This is a genomic window from Gemmatirosa kalamazoonensis, from assembly GCF_000522985.1.
In the GTDB taxonomy this organism is placed as follows: domain Bacteria; phylum Gemmatimonadota; class Gemmatimonadetes; order Gemmatimonadales; family Gemmatimonadaceae; genus Gemmatirosa; species Gemmatirosa kalamazoonensis.
On the sequence record NZ_CP007128.1, the window covers coordinates 2,557,769 to 2,579,111 of the forward strand.

Here is a 21,343-nt window from a genome sequence, read left to right on the forward strand (position 1 = left end):
ACATGCGCGCGCACATGCACGACGCCGACGTCATCATCGTGGGAGCGGGACTGGCCGGCCTCGTCGCCGCCGCGGAGCTCGTCGACGCGGCGCGGCGCGTCGTGGTCGTCGACCAGGAGCCGCCGCAGAGCCTCGGCGGGCAGGCGTTCTGGTCGTTCGGTGGGCTCTTTCTCGTCGACTCGCCGGAGCAGCGCCGCATGGGCGTGCGCGACTCGCGCGACCTCGCGTGGCAGGACTGGCTCGGCACCGCGGGGTTCGACCGCGCGGAGGACGAGTGGCCGCGCCGGTGGGCGGAGGCGTACGTGGACTTCGCCGCCGGCGAGAAGCGCGCGTGGCTTCGCGCGCGCGGGCTGCGCTTCTTCCCCGTCGTGGGCTGGGCGGAGCGCGGCGGCTATCTCGCCACGGGGCACGGCAACTCGGTGCCGCGCTTCCACGTCACGTGGGGCACCGGGCCGGCGATCGTCGACGCGTTCGCGCGCGGCGTGCGCGACGGCGAGGCGCGCGGGCTGGTGTCGCTGCGCTTCCGGCATCGCGTCAGCGAGCTCACGACGACCGACGGCGTGGTGGACGGCGTGCGCGGCGAGATCCTGGAGCCGAGCGACGCGCCGCGCGGCGCGCCGAGCGCGCGGCGCACGGTCGGCGAGTTCGCGCTGCGGGCCGGGGCGGTGATCGTGACGTCGGGCGGCATCGGCGCGAACGACGCGCTCGTGCGCCGCAACTGGCCCGCGCGGCTCGGCGACCCGCCGGCGCGCATGCTGTGCGGCGTGCCCGATCACGTCGACGGACGGATGCTGGAGATCACGACGCGCGCCGGCGGACGCGTCATCAACCCCGACCGGATGTGGCACTACACGGAGGGGATCGAGAACTACGCGCCGGTATGGAGCCGTCACGGCATCCGCATCCTCCCCGGTCCCTCGTCCCTGTGGATCGACGCGCGCGGGCGGCGGCTGCCGGTGCCGCTGTTCCCGGGCTTCGACACGTTAGGCACCCTGGAGCACATCGTCCGCACGGGGTACGACTGGTCGTGGTTCGTGCTCACGCAGCGGATCATCGAGAAGGAGTTCGCGCTCTCCGGCTCCGAGCAGAACCCCGATCTCACCGGCAAGAGCGTGCGCGGGGTGCTGGGCCGCATCGGCAAGGGGGCGCCGCCGCCGGTGGAGGCGTTCAAGCGGAACGGCGTCGACTTCGTGGTGCGCGACACGCTGCCGGAGCTCGTGCGCGGCATGAACGCGCTCGTCGGCGAGCCGCTCGTCGACGCCGCCGCGCTCGAGGCGGAGGTCGCGGCGCGCGACCGGGAGCTGGACAACCCGTTCTGCAAGGATCTCCAGATCGTCGCGCTGCGCGGCGCCCGCGCGTACCGCGGCGACCGGCTGATCCGCGTCGCGCGCCCGCACCGGCTGCTCGATCCCGCCGCCGGCCCGCTCATCGCCGTGCGGCTGCGCGTGCTCACCCGCAAGACGTTAGGCGGCCTCGCCACCGACCTCTCGGCCCGCGTGCTCCGCGACGACGGCACGCCGCTCCCCGGCCTGTACGCCGCCGGCGAGGTCGCCGGCTTCGGCGGCGGCGGCATGCACGGCTACCGCTCCCTCGAGGGGACGTTCCTCGGCGGGTGCATCTTCTCGGGTCGGACGGCGGGGCGGGCGGCGGCGTCGTCGGTACGGTAGCGCACCCGGAGCGCGCCCGTTCCCCGCGCGGAACCCCCCGCGCCGTGACGCCCCAGGCTCTGCCGGGGTCTGCCCCGCGGGCCGGGCGTCATCCCTCCCCCAGCCGTCCCGCCCCCTCGTCCCCTCCGGAGGATCATCCATGAGACGTTGCATCCGGGCCTGGGCCTTCGGGCTCATCGCCGGCCAGGCTGCACTCGCGAGCGGCGCGCGCGCCGTTCAGGCCCAGCCACAGCCCACCGCCGTCGTCCGCGGCAGCGTGGTCGACTCGGCTACCCGCCAGCCGATTCCGAACGCGCAGATCGTCGTCGGGAGCACGGCGCGCGGTCAGACCGACGCCGCCGGGCGCTTCCTGCTGCGGAGCGTCCCCGCCGGCACCGTGACCATTCGTGCCCAGCGCATCGGCTTCCAGCCGCGGTCGCGCCAGGTCACCCTGGTCGCCGGCAGCACCGCCGACGTCGACTTCGTGCTCCGGGCCCAGGCGGCCATCATGTCGGACGTCGTGGTCGTCGGCTACGGCACGCGCAGCCGCGCGGAGGTGAGCAGCGCCGTCGCCCAGGTCGGCGGCGAGAACGTCCGCAACACCCCCGTGGCCGGCGTCGACGCCGCCCTGCAGGGGAAGGCGCCGGGCGTGCAGGTCACCCAGAACGCCGGCAACCCGGGCAACGGCATCACCGTCCGCATCCGCGGCGCCTCGTCGATCTCGGCGAGCAACCAGCCGCTGTACGTGGTCGACGGCGTGCCGATGATCCAGGACAACGTCTCCCAGATCGGCTTCGGCGGGCAGGGCATCACCGCCGTCACCGGGCTCAATCCCGACGAGATCGACCGCATCGACGTGCTGAAGGACGCCGCCGCCGCCGCGATCTACGGATCCCGCGCGTCGAACGGCGTGGTGATGATCACCACGAAGCGCGGCAACGCCTCGGCCCCGCGCTTCTCGTTCGACGTGTACTACGGCGGGCAGAAGTCGGCGCGCCGGCTGCCGCTGCTGAACGCGAAGGAGTACGTCGCGTTCATGAACGAGGCGGCGAAGAACGACGACGAGGACCCGGCGGACTTCGGGTTCACGCCCGGCGTCGACGACACGACGAACACCGACTGGCAGAGCGCCGTGCTGCGCCGCGCCCCGGTGTCGAACTTCAATCTCACGGCGAACGGCGGCGGCGACCGCTTCTCCTACATCATCTCCGGCTCGCGCTTCGGCCAGGACGGGATCGTGATGGGGAGCGGCTACAACCGCGGCAGCGGCCGCGTCAACGTCGACCTCACGGCGACGCCGAAGCTCACGTTCCGCTCGTCGGTGGCGGTCTCGCGCGAGCACTTCGACCGCACGGAGAACGACAACACCATCGTCGGCGCGCAGGCGAACTCGCAGGCGAACCAGCCGAACGTGCCGATCTACAAGCCCGGCACGACGGAGTTCAGCACGTCCAGCGAGGGGCTCGCGTACGCGAACCCGGTGGCGATCGCGACGTTCAACAAGGCGCCCGCGAACACGCTCCGCGCGCTCGGTAACATCGAGGCCGCGTTCGAGGCGACGAGCCGCCTGCGCATCAACGGCCGCGTCGGCGCCGACGTCTACGACTACCAGGAGCGCCGCTGGGACTCGCCGCGCGTCATCGACACCTACGCGGTGGGCGCGCAGGGCGTCGCGCGCCAGGCCAACACCACGGCGTCGAAGTACGTCGGCGAGGCGTTCGCCGACCTCGACGCGCTCCGCTCCAACGCGCAGAAGCTGACGGTCACCGTCGGCACCGGCACGGAGTTCAACCACAACGAGATCCTGTACCTGCGCGGCGAGGGCTTCGGGAACGACCAGTTCCAGTACCCGGGCACCGCGGGCAAGATCGTGAACTACGACGGCCAGGCGACGCAGGCCAACCTGCTCTCCGCGTTCACGCGCGCGAACTACTCGCTGAAGGACCGCTATCTCCTCACGGCGAGCCTCCGCACCGACGGGTCGTCGCGCTTCGGCAAGTCGCGCCGGTGGGGCGTGTTCCCGGCCGCGTCGCTCGGCTGGAACCTGAGCGACGAGCGGTTCCTCTCCGGCCTGCGCCGCTTCGCGACCGCGAAGCTGCGCGCGAGCTACGGCACGACCGGCAACCAGTCCATCCCCACGCTCTACGGCTACCTCACGTCGTACGCGCGCGCGAACTACGGCAGCACGGCGGGCATCGCGCCGGCCGCGCTGGGCAACGAGGACCTGCGCTGGGAGTCGACGCGCGAGAGCGACATCGGCCTCGACCTGTCGTTCCTCGACGGCCGCGTGTCGGTGATCGCCGACTACTACAGCAAGAACACGACGGACCTGCTCGTGTCGCGTCCCGTGCCGACGACGAGCGGCTTCGCGTCGATCTGGGACAACGTCGGCAGCGTGAAGAACGCCGGCGCGGAGCTCCAGCTCACCACGGTCAACTTCCGGTCGAAGGGGAGGGGCGGGTTCGACTGGACGACGGACGTCAACCTGTCGCACAACGCGAACAAGGTCACCGCGCTGTATCAGGACCAGCCGTTCGCCAGCGGCATCGGCGGCGTGAACTACGTGGCGATCGGTCAGCCGATCGGCGTCTTCTTCACGCAGAAGTTCGTCGGCGTGGATCCGCAGACGGGTGACGCGCAGTATCAGAAGAAGGACGGCACGATCACGAAGAGCCCCGTGTCGGCCGACCGGCAGTACGTCGGCAGCCCGCACCCGAAGTACTTCGGCGGCGTGCGCAACACGATGACGTGGCGGAACCTCGACCTGAACGTCTTCGTGCAGTTCTCGCAGGGTGCGAAGGTGTTCGACCTGTTCCGCGAGTACTCCGACGACTCCGGCTACAACTACGACAACAAGATCTCGAACGTGTTGAAGCGCTGGCAGAAGCCGGGCGACGTCACGGACGTGCCGCGGGCCAGCTTCGACGGCACCTCGGGCGCGCAGATCGTGTCGAGCCGCTACGTGGAGGACGGGTCGTATGTGCGCCTGCAGGACGTCACGTTCGGCGTGCGGCTGCCGAGCGCCCTCATGAGCCACACCGGCGTGTCGAACGCGCGGCTCTACGTCGCGGGCAGCAACCTGAAGCTGTGGACGAAGTACCTCGGCTACGACCCGGACGTGAACAGCAACGGCTCGAACGCGAACATCTCGTTAGGCCAGGACTTCTACGCCTACCCGCGCGCCCGGACCATCTCGGTCGGCCTGAGCGGCAACTTCTGACATGACCAACGCCACCATGCGCATCCGAGCTCTGGCGCCGGTCACCCTCCTCGCCCTGGCGGCGGCGGGGTGCAGCGCCGACAAGATCCTCACCACGCCGCCGACCACCGTCGTCGCGGCGCAGACCGCGGTCACCGACGCGGTGAGCGCCGCCGCCGCGGTGACCGGCATGTACGACGCGCTGCAGAGCGGGTCGTACTACGGCACCGACTTCGTCATCCTCGGCGACCTGGCGAGCGACAACACGCAGCACAGCGGTACGTTCTCGACGTACCGGCAGACCGACCAGAACCTCCTCATCGCCGACAACAGCACGGTCGCGGGGATCTGGCGCGCGATCTACGCCGGGATCAACAACGCCAACAACGTGCTCGCGAAGATGCCCGACGCGAGCTTCCTCGACGCGAAGACGCGCAACCAGTACGTCGGCGAGGCGTACTTCCTCCGCGCGCTCGGCCTGCACAACGCGACGAAGTTCTGGGGCGCGGTGCCGATCGTCACGGCGCCCGTCGCCGACGCCGCCGAGGCGGGCAACGTCGCGCGCTCCGACACGGCGAAGGTCTACCAGCAGATCCTCGCCGACCTCGACGCGGCCGAGAAGAACATCACGAACCCGAAGCAGACGCTGCAGGCGTCGCTCGGCGCGGTGCGCGCGCTGCGGGCGCGCGTGAAGCTCTATCGCGCCGACTGGGCCGGCGCGCTCGCCGCCGCGCAGTCGGTGGACGCGATGGGCTACACGCTCGTGCCGAAGTACGAGGACCTGTTCACGCTGAACGGATCCACGACGGCGGAGGACATCTTCCGCCTGCGCTTCAGCGACACCGACCAGAACAGCGAGAGCTACTACTACTACCCGAAGGCGCTCGGCGGCCGCTACGAGGTGGCACCGACGACCGACCTGCGCACGTCGTACTCGCCGAACGACCTCCGCTTCGCCTGGAACATCCAGCAGAGCGGCTCGCGCTTCTTCGGCGCGAAGTTCCGCAGCGTCTCCGGCACGGAGCACCTGCACATCATCCGCTACGCCGAGGTGGTGCTCATCGAGGCGGAGGCGCTCGCGCGCCTCGGCCGCCTACCGGAGGCGGCCGCGCAGCTGAACAAGGTGCGCGCCCGCGCGGGCCTCGCGCCGTTCGCCGTCAACGTCGGGACGCCGCTGCAGGCAGTGATCGACGCGATCATCGCCGAGCGCCGGCTCGAGCTGGCGTTCGAGGGCGACCGGTGGCCGGACATGGTGCGCACCGGCATGGCCGCGACGTTCCTCACGCTGAAGAAGTCCCCGCTCACGCAGATGCTCTTCCCGATCCCGCAGCGCGACCGCGACGTCGCGCCGCAGCTCACGCAGAACCCGGGGTACTGAGGGCTCCGGCCTCTCGCTCTTCGTATTGAACCGCGGAGGACGCAGAGGGCCGCAGAGGAAACCAACAGCGATTGGTTCTCCTCTGCGGCCCTCTGCGTCCTCTGCGGTTCAATACGAAGCGGCCCTCACTCGCGCGGCGCCTTCCACAGCACGGACGGCGTGTGCGACGATGCGAGCAGTCCCGCGATGCGCGCCGCGACGTCGGGCTGCGACGCCGCGAGGTCGTGCGTCTCGCCGGGGTCGGTCTCGAGGTCGTACAGCTCGAGCGGGCCGGTGACCATCGGACGGCGCACGCCCTTCCAGCGCCCCGCGCGCACGGCTTGCGACGAGCCCTGCTCGTAGAACTCCCAGTACAGCGTGTCGTGCTGCTTCTGCGTGCCGCGGCCGGTGAGCGACGGCACCATCGAGATCCCGTCGAGCCCCTCCGGCGTGCGAGCGCCCGCGAGGTCGGCGACGGTCGGCAGCACGTCCCACAGCGCCCACACCTGGTCCGACGTGCCGCCCGCGGCGACGTGGCCGGGCCACCACGCGATCATCGGCACGCGCACGCCGCCCTCGTACAGATCGCGCTTGCCGCCGCGGAAGCCGCCCGCGCTGTGGAAGAACGCGGGGTCGCTGCCGCCCTCGACCGACGGGCCGTTGTCGCTCGTGAAGAAGACGATCGTGTTGCGGTCGATGCCTAACGCGCGCAGCGTGTCGAGGATGCGGCCCATGTCGCGGTCGAGCCGCGAGATCATCGCCGCGTACGTGGCGTGCGGCATCGCCTGCGCGCCGTAGTGGTTCTCGGCGAACGGCGTCTCGGGGAACACCGACTGGCCGTCCTTCAGGTACGGCGCGTACGCGTCCGGCGGCGCCTGCAGCTCGGCGTGCGGGATGGTGACCGGCAGGTACAGGAAGAACCGCTCGCTGCGGTGCCGGGTGATGAAGCCGAGCGCCTCCTCGGCGATCACGTCGTGGCTGTAGCGGCCGCGCACGATGGCCGGGCCGGCGCCGGGGCTGCGCTGCTCGGCGTGCACGGTGTTCGGGAGCGGCACGCGCGTCGCGCCGCGCCACAGGAACTCCGGCCAGTAGAAGTGCGCGGCGCCCTGGTCGTAGTAGCCGAAGAACTCGTCGAACCCCTGCCGCAGCGGGCTCCCCTCGTTGTCGGCCGCGCCGAGCCCCCACTTGCCGAACGCGCCGGTCGCGTAGCCCGCCGCCTTCAGCACCTCGGCCACCGTGACGACGCTGTCGGGGAGCGGCTCCTGGCCGCCCGGGTACTCGAGGTTCCCGCGGATGAACGTGTGGCCGGTGTTCTCTCCGGTCATCAGCGTGCTGCGCGACGGCGCGCACACCGTGCTGCCGGAGTAGAACTGCGTGAAGCGCAGCCCCTGCCGCGCCATGCGGTCGAGGTTCGGCGTCAGGATCCGGGTCTGCCCGTACGGGCCGATGTCGCCGTAGCCGAGGTCGTCCGCCATCACGAAGATCACGTTCGGCGGGTCGACCGACGCGCCGACGAGCGACGAGGGGGCGCTGACGGAGGCGCCGCAGCCGCTGGCGAGCAGCGCGGCGAGGGCGAGACGGGCGGTCGTCCGCACGGGGAATCCTGGGGCTCGCGTGAGGCCGAGCGGGGGGAGACGAGCGGGAGGGTCGGCCGGCATCGCGACGATAGCGCTCGTGTCCGCGACTGCGCCAGGCTGGACCGGGCGGCGCAACGCTAAGGTATCTTCGTACGTAGCCTGGAACGTTCCGCCCCTCGTACGCCCCCCGCACAGGAGCGCCGAAATGAGCTCGTCCCCCGACCGTCCCGGCTCGATCACTCGCCGCACGTTCGTCCAGTCGAGCGCCCTGCTCGCGGTGCCGCTCATCATCCCGTCGCGGCTGCGCGGCGGCCCGAACGCGCCGAGCAACCGGATCCGGGTTGGCCACATCGGGTGCGGGCGCATCGGGCAGACGCACGACATGCCCGGCGTCGCCGGCTCCGGCCTCGCCGACGTCCTCGCGGTCTGCGATCTCGACTCGCGCCGCGCGGCGAGCGGCAAGCAGCGCATCGCGCAGCTCTACGCGAACGCGCCGGGCCCGCGTCCCGAAGTGACGGTCTTCACCGATTACAAGCAGCTCCTCGCGCGGCCCGACATCGACGCCGTCGTCGTGAGCCTGCCCGACCACCAGCACGCCGAGGTGGTGCTGCGCGCGCTGTACGCCGGCAAGGACGTGTACGTGCAGAAGCCGTTCACGATGACGCACGCCGAGGGCGTGCTGCTGCGCGACACGGTGAAGAAGACCGGGCGCGTGCTGCAGGTCGGCAGCCAGCAGCGGTCGTGGGGCCCGAACGAGCAGTTCCGCAAGGCGGTGGAGCTCGTGCGCAGCGGACGCGTCGGCCACCTGAAGAACGTCGAGATCGGGCTCCCGACCGATCCCACGAAGCCGGACGATCCGGAGCAGCCGGTGCCGCCGAACCTGAACTACGACATGTGGCTCGGGCCGACGGCGGTGAAGTACTACACCGAGCAGCGCGTGCACCCGCAGGGGCTCGACCGCAACGGCAATCCCGACGTGAACTCGCGTCCCGGCTGGCTGCGCAACGACGCCTACTGCCTCGGCATGATCACCGGGTGGGGCGCGCACCACTTCGACACGGCGCACTGGGGCATGGACCTCGAGCACACCGGGCCGCTGAAGATCGACGGCAAGGGCGAGTTCCCGCCGCAGGAGCGCATCTGGAACGTGCACGGCGCGTACGAGATCCAGCTCGTGTACCCGGGCGACATCCACATGCGGGTGTCGGACAAGCTGCCTAACGGCATCAAGTTCATCGGCGACGAGGGGTGGATCTTCGTCTCCCGCGACGCGAGCCAGACGGCGAGCGACCCGCAGGGCCGCGCGACGTCGCTGAAGTCGCTCGACGCGAGCGATGCGAAGCTGCTCGATCCGAACGGCGTCTCCGTGCACCTCACGCCGAGCACGTCGCACCACAAGAACTGGCTCGAGAACGTCGCGTCGCGCGGCACGCCGCTGGCCCCCGCCGACATCGCGCACCGCAGCAACACGGCGTGCATCGTGAGCTGGATCTCGATGAAGCTGAACCGCCCGCTGAACTGGGACCCGAAGGCGGAGCGGTTCGTGAACGACGACGAGGCGAACGCGATGCTGACGCGTCCCGAGCGCCCCGGCTACGGCGCGCTGCGGCTCGCGGGGTCGCGCGGCACGAAGGTGACGAAGGCGACGAACGGCTGATGCGCGCGCGGCTCACGCTGGCGCTTGCCGCCGTGCTCGCGTCGGGAGGAGCGGCGGGCGCACAGCCCGTGTCGAAGGACGGCGCCTCGGCGAGCGCCGGGGCGCGGTTCCACCTCATCACGCTCGATCCGGGGCACTTCCACGCCTCGCTCGTGCAGAAGTACATGTACCCCGACGTCGACTCGACGGTGCGCGTCTACGCGCCGGCGGGCGACGACCTGCAGCAGCATCTCGCGCGCATCGACGCGTTCAACACCCGCGCCGAGTCGCCGACGAAGTGGAAGGAGACCGTGTACACGGGCGCCGACTACTTCGAGCGCATGCTCGCCGACAAGCCGCCGGTGGGCAGCGTCGTCGTCATCGCCGGCAACAACGCGCGCAAGACCGAGTACATCCTCCGCTCGGTGCAGTCCGGGCTCAACGTGCTCGGCGACAAGCCGATGGTGCGCACGGCGGCGGATCTCGTGCAGCTCCGCAAGGCGTTCGACGTCGCGCGCGCGAAGGGCGTGCTGCTGTACGACATCATGACCGAGCGGCACGAGATCACGAACACGCTGCAGCGCGAGCTGGCGAACCGCGCCGCCGTGTTCGGCACGCTCGTGAAGGGGACGCCGGAGAACCCCGGCATCCGGATGGAGAGCATCCACTACCTGTACAAGAACGTGAACGGCACGCCGCTCCGCCGCCCGGAGTGGTTCTTCGACGTGAAGCAGGAAGGGGAAGGGCTGCAGGACGTCGGCACGCACCTCATCGACCTCGTGCAGTGGGAGGCGTTCCCCGATCAGCCGCTGCGCGAGAGCGACGTCACGGTGCTGTCGTCGCGCCGGTGGGCGACGCCGGTGACGCCCGCGCAGTACAAGACGGTCACCGGCGCCGACTCGTTCCCGTCGTACCTGAAGGGCGACGTGCGCAACGGCGCGCTGCAGTACTTCTCGAACGGCGACGTGGTCTATCGCATCCGCGGCGTGAACGTGCGCGTGCAGGCGACGTGGGACTTCGAGGCGCCGAAGGGCTCCGGCGACCAGCACCACTCGGTGCTGCGCGGCACGAAGGCGACGCTCGAGATCCGGCAGGGTGCGCCCGAGAAGTGGAAGCCGACGCTCTACGTGCGGCGCGACGCGTCCGTGCCGGCCGCCGACTTCGAGCGCGCGCTGCGCGCCGCGGTCGCGTCGCTGCAGGCGACGTATCCCGGCGTCGAGGTGCAGCCGAGCGGCGACGAGTGGCAGCTCGTGGTGCCGACGAAGTACGACATCGGGCACGAGCAGCACTTCGCGCAGGTGACCAACGACTACCTGTCGTATCTCCGCGCCGGCAAGCTCCCGGCGTGGGAGGTGCCCAACATGCTCGTGAAGTACGCCACGCTCGCGAAGGCGTACGAGCTGAGTCACTCCGCCCGCGCGGCCGCCGGCGGCTGGGTCCGTGACGCAGGCTCGCTCGCGTGGGCGTCGGGCGACGGCTTCGTGTGGCGCTTCACGTTCGACAAGGCACGCGGTGGCAAGCCGTTCTTCGAGCCGGTCACCGTCGCCGCGGGGCCGAGCCTCACGAACTTCAAGCCGGCCGACCACCCGTGGCACTACGGGCTGTGGTTCTCGTGGAAGTACATCAACCACGTGAACTACTGGGAGGAGGATCGCACGAGCGGCCAGGCGGCGGGCGCGACGCAGTGGAGCGCGCCGCAGATCGACGCGCGCCCCGACGGCTCGGCGACGATCCGCATGCAGCTCACGTACGCGCAGCCGACGGGCGAGGTCGACCTCACCGAGTCGCGGCGGCTCGAGATCTCGGCGCCCGACGCGAGCGGTGCGTACACGATCGACTGGACGATGCGCTTCACCGCCGGCAAGGACGGCGCGGTGCTCGACCGCACGCCCATGCCGGGGGAGCCTAACGGCGCGGTGAACGGTGGCTACGCGGGGCTCAGCGTGCGGCTCGCCGCCTCGCCGCTCGCCGTGGCGTTCACGACGAGCGAGGGGCCGGTCACGGAGTTCGTGCGCGACCGCGCGCGGCCGAACGCGGTCGCGGCGGGCGCGAGCTTCACGCTGGATGGCCAGCCCGTCGGCGCGATCGCGATCCTCAGCGACTCGTCCAACACCGCGGGCGAGGCGCCGTGGTACATGATCAACTCGCCCGCGCCGGCGGATTTCCGCTTCATGTGCGCCGCGATCCTCGCGCCCGCCGTGCGCACGATTCCCGCCGGCGGCACGATGGACCTGCGCTACCGCGTCGCGGTGCGCCGCGCGCCGTGGACGCCGTCGGATCTGAGCGCCGCGCTCACGCGCTGGGTCGACGGCTCGCGGAGCGCGTCGCGCTAGCTCGGCGGCTCTAGCTGTGTGAGTCGACCGCAGAGGACGCAGAGCGCCGCAGAGGAACACCAACGGCTTCTTACCACAGAGGACACGGAGGACACGGAGGAGAACCACCGTTATTGGTTTCCTCCGTGTCCTCCGTGTCCTCTGTGGTTCAATACGAGAAGAGCAGAAAGAGGCAGTCCTCCACGGCCTCTGCCTCCTCTGCGTCCTCTGCGGTTCGATGGTGAGCCCGGACGGCCGGCCTGGCGCCCACGTTCCGGGCGGAGTACGATCGCGCCACGGAGCGCGTTCGGCAGCCCACCACCGAAGGAGGAGGACGTCATGATCCTCGTCGTCGGCGCGACTGGCATCCTCGGCGGCGAGATCTGCCGCCGCCTCACGGAGCGCGGCGAGTCCGTACGCGGCCTGGTGCGCGCCACCTCGAGGCGCGAGACCGTCGAGCGCCTGACGTCGATCGGCGTCGAGACCGTGGAGGGCGACCTCCGCGACCGCGCCTCGCTCGACCGCGCCTGCGACGGCGTCGACGCCGTGATCACGACCGCCACCACGACGCTCTCGCGCCAACCCGGCGACGGCGTCGTCACCACCGACCAGAACGGCCAGCTCGCGCTCGTCGACGCGGCGCGCGGGGCCGGCGTTAGGCGCTTTGTCTACGTGTCGTACTCCGGCAACTTCGACGACGACGAGGCGCTCACGCGCGCGAAGCGCACCGTGGAGCGGGCCGTGCGCGAGAGCGGGATGACGTACACGATCCTGCGGCCGAGCGTGTTCATGGACATCTGGCTGAGCCCCGCGCTCGGCTTCGACTACGGCGCCGGCAGGGTCACCGTCTTCGGATCCGGCGAGGCGCCGATCAGCTGGATCTCACTCGGCGACGTCGCCGAGTTCGCGGTGCGCGCGGTGCGCGAGCCAGCGGCCGATAACGCGGTGATCGAGCTCGGGGGCCCCGAGGCGCTGTGCCCCAACGACGTCGTGCGCATCTTCGAGGAGACGGCGGGGCGCCCGTTCCAGGTGGAGCGCGTGCCCGAGGAAGCGCTGCGCGCCAAGCAGGCCGCCGCGACCGAGGAGCTCGACCGCGCGTTCGCCACGCTGATGGTCGGCTTCACCGGGGGCGACCCCATCCCGATGGACGAGACGCTGCGCCGCTTTCCCGCCACGCTGACGACCGTGCGCGACTACGCGCGCCGCGTCCTGTCGGCCTGACCGAGACTCCACGTACGTGTTTATGGAGGACTGAAGAAAGACGGAAGGAGGACTGAAGAAGGACTCTTGAAAGGTTCCTTCTTCAGTCCTTCTTCAGTCCTTCTTCAGTCCTTCAAAACACGTACGTGGAGTCCTGAAGGGTGCGCTCACGGACCTCGCCGGTAGTTGACGTCGAGCGCGTCCAGCCGCGCGAAGTGCCGCGTTAGGCGCTGCTGGAAGTCCGCGAAGTCCTTGCGCTCCCGCGGCGTCCACAGCACCTCGGCCAGCGCGACGAGCCGTGGGAACGCCATGTACTCGGCCTGCTTCGGCGTGGGGATGTACTCCGTCCAGAGCTGCGCCTGGCCGCCGAGGATGTGCTTCGCCTGCACGCTGTCGAGCACCGGCGGCACCGGCTCGAACGCATACACCGTGTCGATCGGCAGGTAGCCGCCGATCGAGAGCGGCTCGAGCGCGCGGTTCGGGCCGTTCGGCGTCTGGTAGTAGTCGAAGTACGTGTACGTGGTGGGCGCCATGACGACGTCGTGCCCCGCCTGCGCCGCGGCGATGCCGCCGTTCATGCCGCGCCACGACATCACCGTCGCGCCGGGCGCGAGGCCGCCCTCCAGGATCTCGTCCCACCCGATGAGCCGGCGGCCCTTCGCGGTGAGGAAGCCGTCCATCTGCTTGATGAACCAGCTCTGGAGCTCGTGCTCGTCCTTGAGGCCGAGCTGTTTGATCCGCGCCTGGATGCCGGGGTCCGTCTTCCAGACGTCCTTCGCCGCCTCGTCGCCGCCGACGTGGATGAACGTGCTCGGGAAGATGCCGAGCACCTCGGTCAGCACGTCCTGCATGAACGCGATCGTGCGGTCGTCCGCGTTGAAGATCCACGGCGTGACGCCCCAGTTCGTCCACACGGCCATCGGCTGCCCCGTGATGCCGAGCTCCGGGTACGCGGCGATGGCGGCGCGCGCGCGTGGCCGGGCATCTCGATCTCCGGCACCACGTTGATGTGGCGGGCCGCGGCGTACGCGACCACCTCGCGCGCGTCGTCCTGCGTGTAGAAGCCGCCGTGCGGCACGAGGCTGTAGGTGAGCTGCGTCGTGTCGCGCACCATGTGCCCGATCGGCGTCGCCGCGCGCCACGCGCCGATCTCGGTGAGCCGCGGGTACTTCTTGATCTCCAGCCGCCACCCCTGGTCGTCGGTGAGGTGCCAGTGGAACGTGTTCATCTTGTGGAGCGCGAGCAGGTCGATGTACTTCTTGACGAACTCCTTCGGCATGAAGTGCCGCCCCGCGTCCAGGTGCGCGCCGCGCCACTGGAAGCGGGGTGCGTCCTCGATCTCCACGGCGGGCATCGTCCACGCGACGTTCGGCACCGGCGCGTCGCGGAGCACCGCCGCCGGCAGGAGCTGGCGCATCGTCTGCACGGCGTAGAACAGACCCGCGTCGTTCGCCGCGCGCGCCACCACGCGCCCGGGGCGCACGCTCAGCCGGTAGCCCTCCGTCCCCAGCGTCTTCGCGAGCGCGCGGTCGCGATGCAGCTCGATGACGTTCGCGCCGGGCGCCGCGCCGCCGGTGCGCACGGCGAGCGTGAGTCCCGTGCCCGGCTCGAGATAGCGCGCGAGCTGCCGCCCCGTCGCCGCGCTCGCCGCGTCGGTCCAGATCACGGTGCGCGGGCCTAACGTGAACGCGCCGGGGCGCGTGTCGAGCTTGCGCGGGCGCGGGATCACGCCGAGCGTCGCCTCGTCGGCGGCGGGCGTCTGGGCAGCCGCGGTCGACGACAGCGTGATCGCGAGCGTCAGGACGAGGCGGTGTCGCATGGGTCGGGGCTCAGGGATGTTCGCCGACGAGCCGGAGGTCGACGACGACGGGCCGGTGGTCGGACGCGCGCACCGCCGGCACGGTCGCCGAGCGCACGCGGAAGTGCGGCGAGAGGAGAACGTAGTCGATCCGCTTCGTCGGCGAATCGGCCGGGTAGGTGAGCCCCGTGCCCGCCGAGTCGGGCCACGCGTCGCGCAGGCGGCCCAGCAGCGGCCGCAGCTCCGGCGCGTCGGGCGGCGCGTTCAGGTCGCCGAACAGCAGCGTCGGCGCGCGCGATTCGTCGAGCACCGCGAGCAGCTCCGCCACCTGCGCGGCGCGCACGCGTGGGTCCGCGCGGTAGTCGAGGTGCGTCACGAGCACGCGCACCGGCGTGCCGCGCACGTCGAGCGTCGCGTCCAGCAGACCCGGCATGCGCGTCGGCGCCGCGTTCGCGTCCTGCGTCGACAGCCGGGTCAGCGAGTCGTTGCGCCAGCGCACGATCGCGTACCGGGTCAGCAGCGCCACGCCGAACTCGCGCGGCACCGAGTCCGCGCCCGGCAGGGTATAGATCGGCGCGAACCGCACGCGCATCCCCAGCCGCTCGCCGAGCGTGGTGGCCTGGTCGACGAACGCGCTGCGTGCCGCCCAGTGCACGTCCACCTCCTGCAGCGCGGCCACGTCGACGTCCAGGGCCCGGAGCGCGGCGGCGGTGCGCTCGAGGTCCCCGCCGCCGTACTCGATGTTGTACGTCGCCACGCGCAACGCCGCGGGCCCGGCCGGCGCGCCGCCGGGGTGCGGCGCACAGGCCGCGACCGCCAGCGCGACGCCTAACGACAGCCACCGGCGGTCAGTCACTCAGCGACGCACGCTCGCGTGCCGGATCGAACGCGACGCGCCGCTTCTCGACGTACGACTGCTTCGCGAGCAGCGTCGTGAGGCACGAGCGGTAGCCGCTCACCACGTCGGAGTTCGGCGTGCCGCGCGAGCGCACGCAGGCGAGGAAGTTCGCGACGTGCTGCTCCGTCTGATCGCCGGGCCACGGCACCGTCACCGGCGGCGCGTCCTTCTGCGTCGGCGTGTACACGAAGCGGCCGCGGTCGATGTACAGCGTTCCCTCCGTGCCGAGCAGCTCCACGCCGGCGCCCGTCGCGCCGGGAGCGAGCGACGCCGCGAACGAGGCGCTCCAGCCGCCGGGATAGTCGAGCAGCACGTTCACCGTGTCCGGCGCGTCGCGGCCGTCGGCGTACTGGTAGATGCCGCCCATCGCGCCCGCCGCCGCGGGGAGATCCTCGCCCACGTACCAGTGCGCGACGTCGATCCAGTGCGTGAACAGGTCGGTGATCGTGCCGCCGCCGAAGTCGAAGTACGATCGCCAGTTCACGACCATCTTCGGGTCGAACGGCCGCGCCCTCGCGGGGCCGAGCCACTGCTTCCAGTCGAGCCCAGCGGGCTGCGTGGTCCACGGCGGCCGCACGACGCGCGCGGCGTTCCCGTGCCACCACGTGCGCACGTACACGATCTTGCCGAGCCGCTTCGTGTCGATGTACTCCTGCTTCGCCTGCAGGTAGTGCGGCCCGCTGCGCTGCTGCAGCCCGACCTGCACCACGCGCCCCGTCTCCTTCTGCGCGCGCACGATGCGGCGGCCTTCCTCGGCCGAGTGCGCGAGCGGCTTCTCGACGTACACGTCCTTGCCGGCGCGCATCGCGTCGACGGCGATCGGCGCGTGCCAGTGGTCGGGCGTCGCGATCAGCACCGCGTCCACGTCCTTCGCGTCCAGCAGCTGCCGGTAGTCGCCGTACGGCCGCGCGCCGGGCGCCTTCGCGATCGCCTGGTCGCGGTTCGCATCGTACACGTCGCACACGGCGACGACGTCGAGCTCCGGATCCTTCTGGAAGAAGCTCATGACGTACCGCCCGCGGCCGCCCGCGCCGATGAGGCCGAGCCGCAGCCGCGCGTTCGCGCGCGGCACGCGGGCCCACGACATCGCGGGGAGTGGTGCGGCGGCGGCGAGCGCGCCGGCCGAGCCGACGACGAACGCGCGGCGCGTGAGCGGATTGTCATGCGGCATGCAGGCCTCCGTTCGGGGTCGCGGGTAATCGACGGCGTGGCGTCGGCCGAGGCAAGGGCGCCATTCGTTCTCACGCGGAGCCGCGGAGAACGCGGCGACCTACCAATATTGTGGGTGTTCTCCGCGTTCTCCGCGCCTCCGCGTGAGCCAGCCGAGCCCACATGTCCCGCCGCATCGCCTTCCTTCTCGCGCTACCGGCCACCGTGGCCGCCCAGCCCACCGTCGACTGGCCCGTCTACGGCGGCTCCGACGACCACACGCACTACACGACGTTAGGCCAGATCTCGCCCGCGAACGTGAAGCGGCTGCGCGTGGCGTGGACGTACGACACGCACGACGCGTTCGCCGGATCCGAGATGCAGGCGAACCCCATCGTCGTCGACGGCGTGCTGTACGCGACGTCGCCGAAGCTGCGCGTCTTCGCGCTCGACGCGGCGACGGGCAAGGAGCTGTGGTCGTTCGACCCGACGCACGGCGCCGGCCCCGGATCGCGGCTGCGCCACCGCGGCGTCGTCGTGACCGGCGACCGCGTGCTCGTGAACTTCCGCAACCGGCTCTACGCGCTCGACCGGCGCACGGGCAAGCCGATCCCCACGTTCGGCGACAGCGGCTGGGTCGACCTGCGCGCGGGGCTCGGCCGCCCGGTCGACGGGCTCTCGGTCGGCGCGAGCACGCCGGGCGTCGTGTTCGAGGACCTGCTCATCATGGGGAGCACCGTGCCCGAGCAGCTCCCGAGCGCGCCCGGCGACATCCGCGCCTACGACGTGAAGACCGGCGCGCTGCGGTGGAGCTTCCACACGATCCCGCATCCCGGAGAGCCCGGGTACGACACGTGGCCCACCGACGCGTGGCAGACCGCCGGCGGCGCGAACGCGTGGGCGGGCGTCACGCTCGACGCGGGTCGCGGCATCGTGTTCGCCGCCACCGGCTCCGCGTCGTACGACTTCTGGGGCGGCGCGCGGCTCGGCGACGATCTGTTCGCGAACAGCGTCATCGCGCTCGACGCGCGCACGGGGCGCCGGGTGTGGCACCAGCAGATCCTGAAGCACGACCTGTGGGACCGCGACCTCCCCGCGGCGCCGGTGCTCGTCACCGTTAGGCGCGGCGGCCGACGCGTCGACGCCGTGGCGCAGATCACGAAGACGGGGCACGTCTGGGTGCTCGACCGCGACACCGGCGCGCCGCTGTTCCCGGTCGAGGAGCGCGCGATGCCGACGGCGACGCTCCCCGGCGACCGCGCCGCGCCGACGCAGCGCTTTCCCGTCTCGCCGCCGCCGTTCACGCGGCAGGCGCTCACGGAGCGCGACCTCACCACGCGCACGCCGGCCGCGCATGCCGCGGCGCTGCGGACGTTCCGCGCCTACGGCACCGCGCACCCGTTCGACCCGCCTAACGAGCGGGGCACCATCATCTACCCCGGCGTCGACGGCGGCGGCGAGTGGGGCGGCCCGGCGTTCGATCCCGAGACCGGGCTGCTCTACGTGAACGCGAACGAGATGGCGTGGGTGCTGAAGCTCGTGCCGCGCAGCGACCGGTCGCTCTACGCCGCGAACTGCGCCGGCTGCCACGGCGACCGCCGCCAGGGCTCCGCGATGGCGCCGTCCCTCGTCGACGTCGGCGCGCGGCGCACGCGCGAGCAGATCCTGCAGATCGTGCGCGAGGGCACCGGCCGCATGCCGGCGTTCGGCGCGGCGATGGACGGCCGCGCGATGAACGACATCGTGAGCTACCTGCTCACCGGCCACGATGCGTCGGCCGCCGCGGGCCCGGATCCGTTCGGCGTGCCGTGGCGCACGGCGTACTTCGACATCTTCCTCGACCCCGACGGCTATCCCGCCATCGCGCCGCCGTGGGGCACGCTCACGGCGATCGATCTGAACGCGGGCACGATCCGCTGGCGGATCCCGTTCGGCACGTACCCCAAGCTCGCCGCGCACGGCCTGACGAGCACCGGCACCGACAACTACGGCGGCGCGATCGTCACGGCGAACGGCCTGCTGCTCATCGGCGCGACGACGTACGACGACACGTTCCGCGCGTTCGACAAGCGCACCGGAAAGCTCCTCTGGTCGGCGACGCTGCCCGCGGCGGGGAACGCGACCCCGTCGACGTACGTGGTGAACGGCAGGCAGTACGTCGTCATCGCCTGCGGCGGCGGCAAGAACGGCGCGCCGAGCGGCGGCACGTACGTCGCGTTCGTGCTGCCGGACCGTTAGGCCCGCGGCGCCGCGCGCGGGCCGTTCGGACGAGGGGCACCGCGCCGCCAGCCCGAACGGCTCGTAAACGAATGTCGCCGGTGGAACGAGGGTTGCCCTACGACGGGGCATGCATCTCCACCGCCCGACGTTCGCCCTCACGCTCCTCGCCGCGGCCACGATCGCCGGCTCCGCGGCCTTCACGCGCCCGGATGCGCCCGACGATGGCGGGCTCGCGCTCAGTGCGAGCCTGGCCGAGCGCAAGCTCTACATCCACGACGGCGCGGGCACGCTCGCGTTCGACGTCGCCGTCGGGAAGGACGCCAAGCCGACGCCGACCGGCACGTTCACGATCCGCAAGATCGTGTGGAATCCCGCGTGGGTGCCGCCCGACGAGAAGTGGGCGCGTGGCAGGGCCCCGCAGCCGCCCGGGGCGGCGAAGAACCCCATGAAGGTCGTGAAGATCTTCTTCCAGGAGCCGGACTACTACATCCACGGCACCGACGACGTGGAGAGCCTCGGCGCCGCCGCCTCGCACGGGTGCCTGCGCATGCACCCCGACGACGCGTACCGCGTCGCGCGCTACCTCATGGAGCACGGCGGGCAGCCGCGCGACGAGAGCTGGTTCGCGCGCGTCTGGCACCTCCGCAGCGAGACGAAGACGGTCTATCTCGACAACCCCGTCCCGCTGACGATCGGCGACTGAGCGGGCAGGAGCGCTTGGCCCGGCGTGTAGCTTTCGCCGGCCATGCCGCACTTCCCGCCGATCGTCCTCGCCATCGCGTTCGCGGCCGTCGTCGTCGCGGTCACCGCGATCGCGCGCCGCCTCCCCGTGCCGGTGCCGATCCTGCAGGTCGGCGCCGGCTTCCTCGTCGGGCTGCTCGCGCCGGAGATGTCGGTTCCGCAGCTCGAGCCGGACCTCGTCTTCTTCGTCTTCCTGCCGCCGGTGCTGTGGGCGGCCGCGTTCTTCACGTCGCTGCGCGACTTCAACCGCGCGCGCCGGCCGATCGCCCTGCTCGCGATCGGCCTCGTGCTCGCGACGTCGGTGGCCGTCGCCGTCGCGGCCCGCTCGCTCTTCCCGGGGATGCCGTGGGCGGTCGCCGTCGCGTTAGGCGCGATCGTGTCGCCGCCCGACGCCGTGGCCGCCGCGGCCATCGTCTCGCGCCTGCCGGTGCCGCGCCGCGTCGTCGTCATCCTCGAGGGCGAGAGCCTCGTCAACGACGCGTCGGCGCTCATCCTCTATCGCTCGGCCGTCGCGGCGGCGGTGACGGGCGCGTTCAGCTGGGGCGAGTCCGTCGTGCGCTTCTTCGTCGACGCGGCGGTCGGCGTCGCGATCGGCGTGCTCGTCGCGTGGCTCGTGCTGCGCGCCATGAAGCTCACGCGCGACGTGCTCGCGGAGACGCTGCTCACGCTCGCCGCGCCGTACGTCGCGTGGCTCACCGCGGAGACGCTGCACGTCTCGGCCGTGCTCGCGTGCGTGGCGGGCGGCGTGTACCTGCGGCGGCACTTCTCCACCGCGGTGGCGCCGCTGTCGCGGCTGCAGAACCGCTTCATCTGGGACCTCGTCGTGTTCGTGCTGAACGCGACGATCTTTCTGTTCCTCGGCGTGGAGTTCCGCGCGGCGCTCCGCGCGGTGCCGGGCGGCTCGCTCGCGGCGCTCGTGCGCGCGGGCGTCGTGATCGGCGCCGTGGCGATCGTCGTGCGGCTGCTCTGGGTGCCGATCGCGACGTGGCTGCCGCGCATCCTGAGCGCGCACATCCGCCGCGACGAGCCGGCGCCGCTGCGGCGGTCGGTGTTCCTCGTGGCCTGGACGAGCATGCGCGGCATCGTGTCGCTCGCCACCGCGCTCGCGCTGCCGCGCCTGCTCGCGAGCGGCGCGCCGTTCCCGTTCCGTGAGGAGATCGTGGTGGTCACGATGTGCGTGATCGTGCTCACGCTCGTCGTGCAGGGGCTCACGCTCGCGCCGATCATCCGCGCGTTCCGCTTCACCCCCGAGCAGACCCACCACACCGAGGCCCGCCTCGCCCGCCTCGAGGCCGCGCGCCGCGGCGCCGAGGCGCTCGACGATCTCTCGCGCGAGTCGTGGGTCGACGCACGCGACGTCGAGTGGCTGCGCAACGAGCTGCGCGACCGTGTCCGTCTGCTCGAGCACCACGCCGGCGAACCCGAAGGGCGCCGCCGACTCCGCTCCGAGATGCTGCGCGCCGAGCGCCGCATGCTCGTGCGCCTGCGCAACGAGGGCGCCATCTCCGACGACGTGCTGCGCGACCTCGAGCAGGAGCTCGACCTCGAGGCGGTGCGGGTCGGGGCAGGCGAGGCGCGTTAGGCCGTGGCTGCGTGGCTGCGTGGCTGCG

General features: G+C 71.6%; 14 protein-coding genes. 9 read left to right on the forward strand and 5 right to left on the reverse strand.

The window, feature by feature from the left end:
- Positions 1 to 2: 2 nt before the first annotated feature.
- From J421_RS11090 to J421_RS11100, 3 genes are all read left to right on the forward strand, one after another.
- Positions 3 to 1,667 (forward strand): FAD-binding dehydrogenase, encoded by a 1,665-nt coding sequence (locus J421_RS11090; RefSeq protein ID WP_201773141.1) that lies wholly within the window; start codon positions 3 to 5, stop codon positions 1,665 to 1,667.
- A 139-nt stretch (positions 1,668 to 1,806) separates the two neighbouring features.
- Complete coding sequence (locus J421_RS11095) at positions 1,807 to 4,866, forward strand: SusC/RagA family TonB-linked outer membrane protein (RefSeq protein ID WP_104022512.1); 3,060 nt, start codon at positions 1,807 to 1,809, stop codon at positions 4,864 to 4,866.
- Position 4,867: 1 nt separating this feature from the next.
- Positions 4,868 to 6,223, forward strand: coding sequence for a RagB/SusD family nutrient uptake outer membrane protein (locus J421_RS11100; RefSeq protein WP_104022513.1), 1,356 nt, complete (start codon positions 4,868 to 4,870; stop codon positions 6,221 to 6,223).
- 125 nt (positions 6,224 to 6,348) lie between these two features.
- Here J421_RS11100 and J421_RS11105 read toward each other — a convergent pair whose 3' ends face one another.
- A complete protein-coding gene (locus tag J421_RS11105; protein ID WP_025411250.1) occupies positions 6,349 to 7,797 on the reverse strand; it encodes an arylsulfatase in 1,449 nt (482 codons plus the stop codon).
- 187 nt (positions 7,798 to 7,984) lie between these two features.
- Here J421_RS11105 and J421_RS11110 point away from each other — a divergent pair, with 187 nt between their 5' ends.
- The 3 genes from J421_RS11110 (at position 7,985) to J421_RS11120 (ending at position 12,948) form a co-directional block, all read left to right on the forward strand.
- On the forward strand, positions 7,985 to 9,436 hold the full coding sequence (locus J421_RS11110) for a Gfo/Idh/MocA family protein (RefSeq protein ID WP_025411251.1): 1,452 nt from the start codon (positions 7,985 to 7,987) through the stop codon (positions 9,434 to 9,436).
- A complete protein-coding gene (locus J421_RS32720; RefSeq protein WP_025411252.1) occupies positions 9,436 to 11,748 on the forward strand; it encodes a putative oxidoreductase C-terminal domain-containing protein in 2,313 nt (770 codons plus the stop codon). The genes J421_RS11110 and J421_RS32720 overlap by 1 nt, the downstream gene beginning before the upstream one ends.
- Positions 11,749 to 12,066: 318 nt before the next feature.
- Positions 12,067 to 12,948 (forward strand): SDR family oxidoreductase, encoded by an 882-nt coding sequence (locus J421_RS11120; RefSeq protein WP_025411253.1) that lies wholly within the window; start codon positions 12,067 to 12,069, stop codon positions 12,946 to 12,948.
- Between the two features lie 146 nt (positions 12,949 to 13,094).
- On the opposite strand, the gene J421_RS33925 is transcribed toward J421_RS11120, so the two are convergent.
- Genes J421_RS33925 through J421_RS11135 form a run of 4 tightly spaced genes read right to left on the reverse strand, consistent with a single transcriptional unit; the run spans position 13,095 to position 16,794 of the window.
- A complete protein-coding gene (locus tag J421_RS33925) occupies positions 13,095 to 13,847 on the reverse strand; it encodes a beta-N-acetylhexosaminidase (protein WP_236646298.1) in 753 nt (250 codons plus the stop codon).
- A complete protein-coding gene (locus J421_RS33930) occupies positions 13,763 to 14,746 on the reverse strand; it encodes a beta-N-acetylhexosaminidase (protein ID WP_236646299.1) in 984 nt (327 codons plus the stop codon). The genes J421_RS33925 and J421_RS33930 overlap by 85 nt, the downstream gene beginning before the upstream one ends.
- Positions 14,747 to 14,756: 10 nt before the next feature.
- Positions 14,757 to 15,581, reverse strand: a complete 825-nt coding sequence (locus J421_RS11130; protein WP_104022514.1) for an endonuclease/exonuclease/phosphatase family protein — start codon at positions 15,579 to 15,581, stop codon at positions 14,757 to 14,759.
- On the reverse strand, positions 15,574 to 16,794 hold the full coding sequence (locus J421_RS11135; RefSeq protein WP_025411255.1) for a Gfo/Idh/MocA family protein: 1,221 nt from the start codon (positions 16,792 to 16,794) through the stop codon (positions 15,574 to 15,576). The genes J421_RS11130 and J421_RS11135 overlap by 8 nt, the downstream gene beginning before the upstream one ends.
- A gap of 161 nt (positions 16,795 to 16,955) precedes the next feature.
- On the opposite strand from J421_RS11135, the gene J421_RS11140 reads away from it, so the two are divergent.
- From J421_RS11140 to J421_RS11150, 3 genes are all read left to right on the forward strand, one after another.
- Complete coding sequence (locus tag J421_RS11140) at positions 16,956 to 19,010, forward strand: outer membrane protein assembly factor BamB family protein (RefSeq protein ID WP_025411256.1); 2,055 nt, start codon at positions 16,956 to 16,958, stop codon at positions 19,008 to 19,010.
- A 109-nt stretch (positions 19,011 to 19,119) separates the two neighbouring features.
- Positions 19,120 to 19,695, forward strand: coding sequence for a L,D-transpeptidase (locus tag J421_RS11145; protein ID WP_025411257.1), 576 nt, complete (start codon positions 19,120 to 19,122; stop codon positions 19,693 to 19,695).
- A 42-nt stretch (positions 19,696 to 19,737) separates the two neighbouring features.
- Positions 19,738 to 21,315, forward strand: a complete 1,578-nt coding sequence (locus J421_RS11150; protein WP_025411258.1) for a Na+/H+ antiporter — start codon at positions 19,738 to 19,740, stop codon at positions 21,313 to 21,315.
- Positions 21,316 to 21,343: the final 28 nt, after the last annotated feature.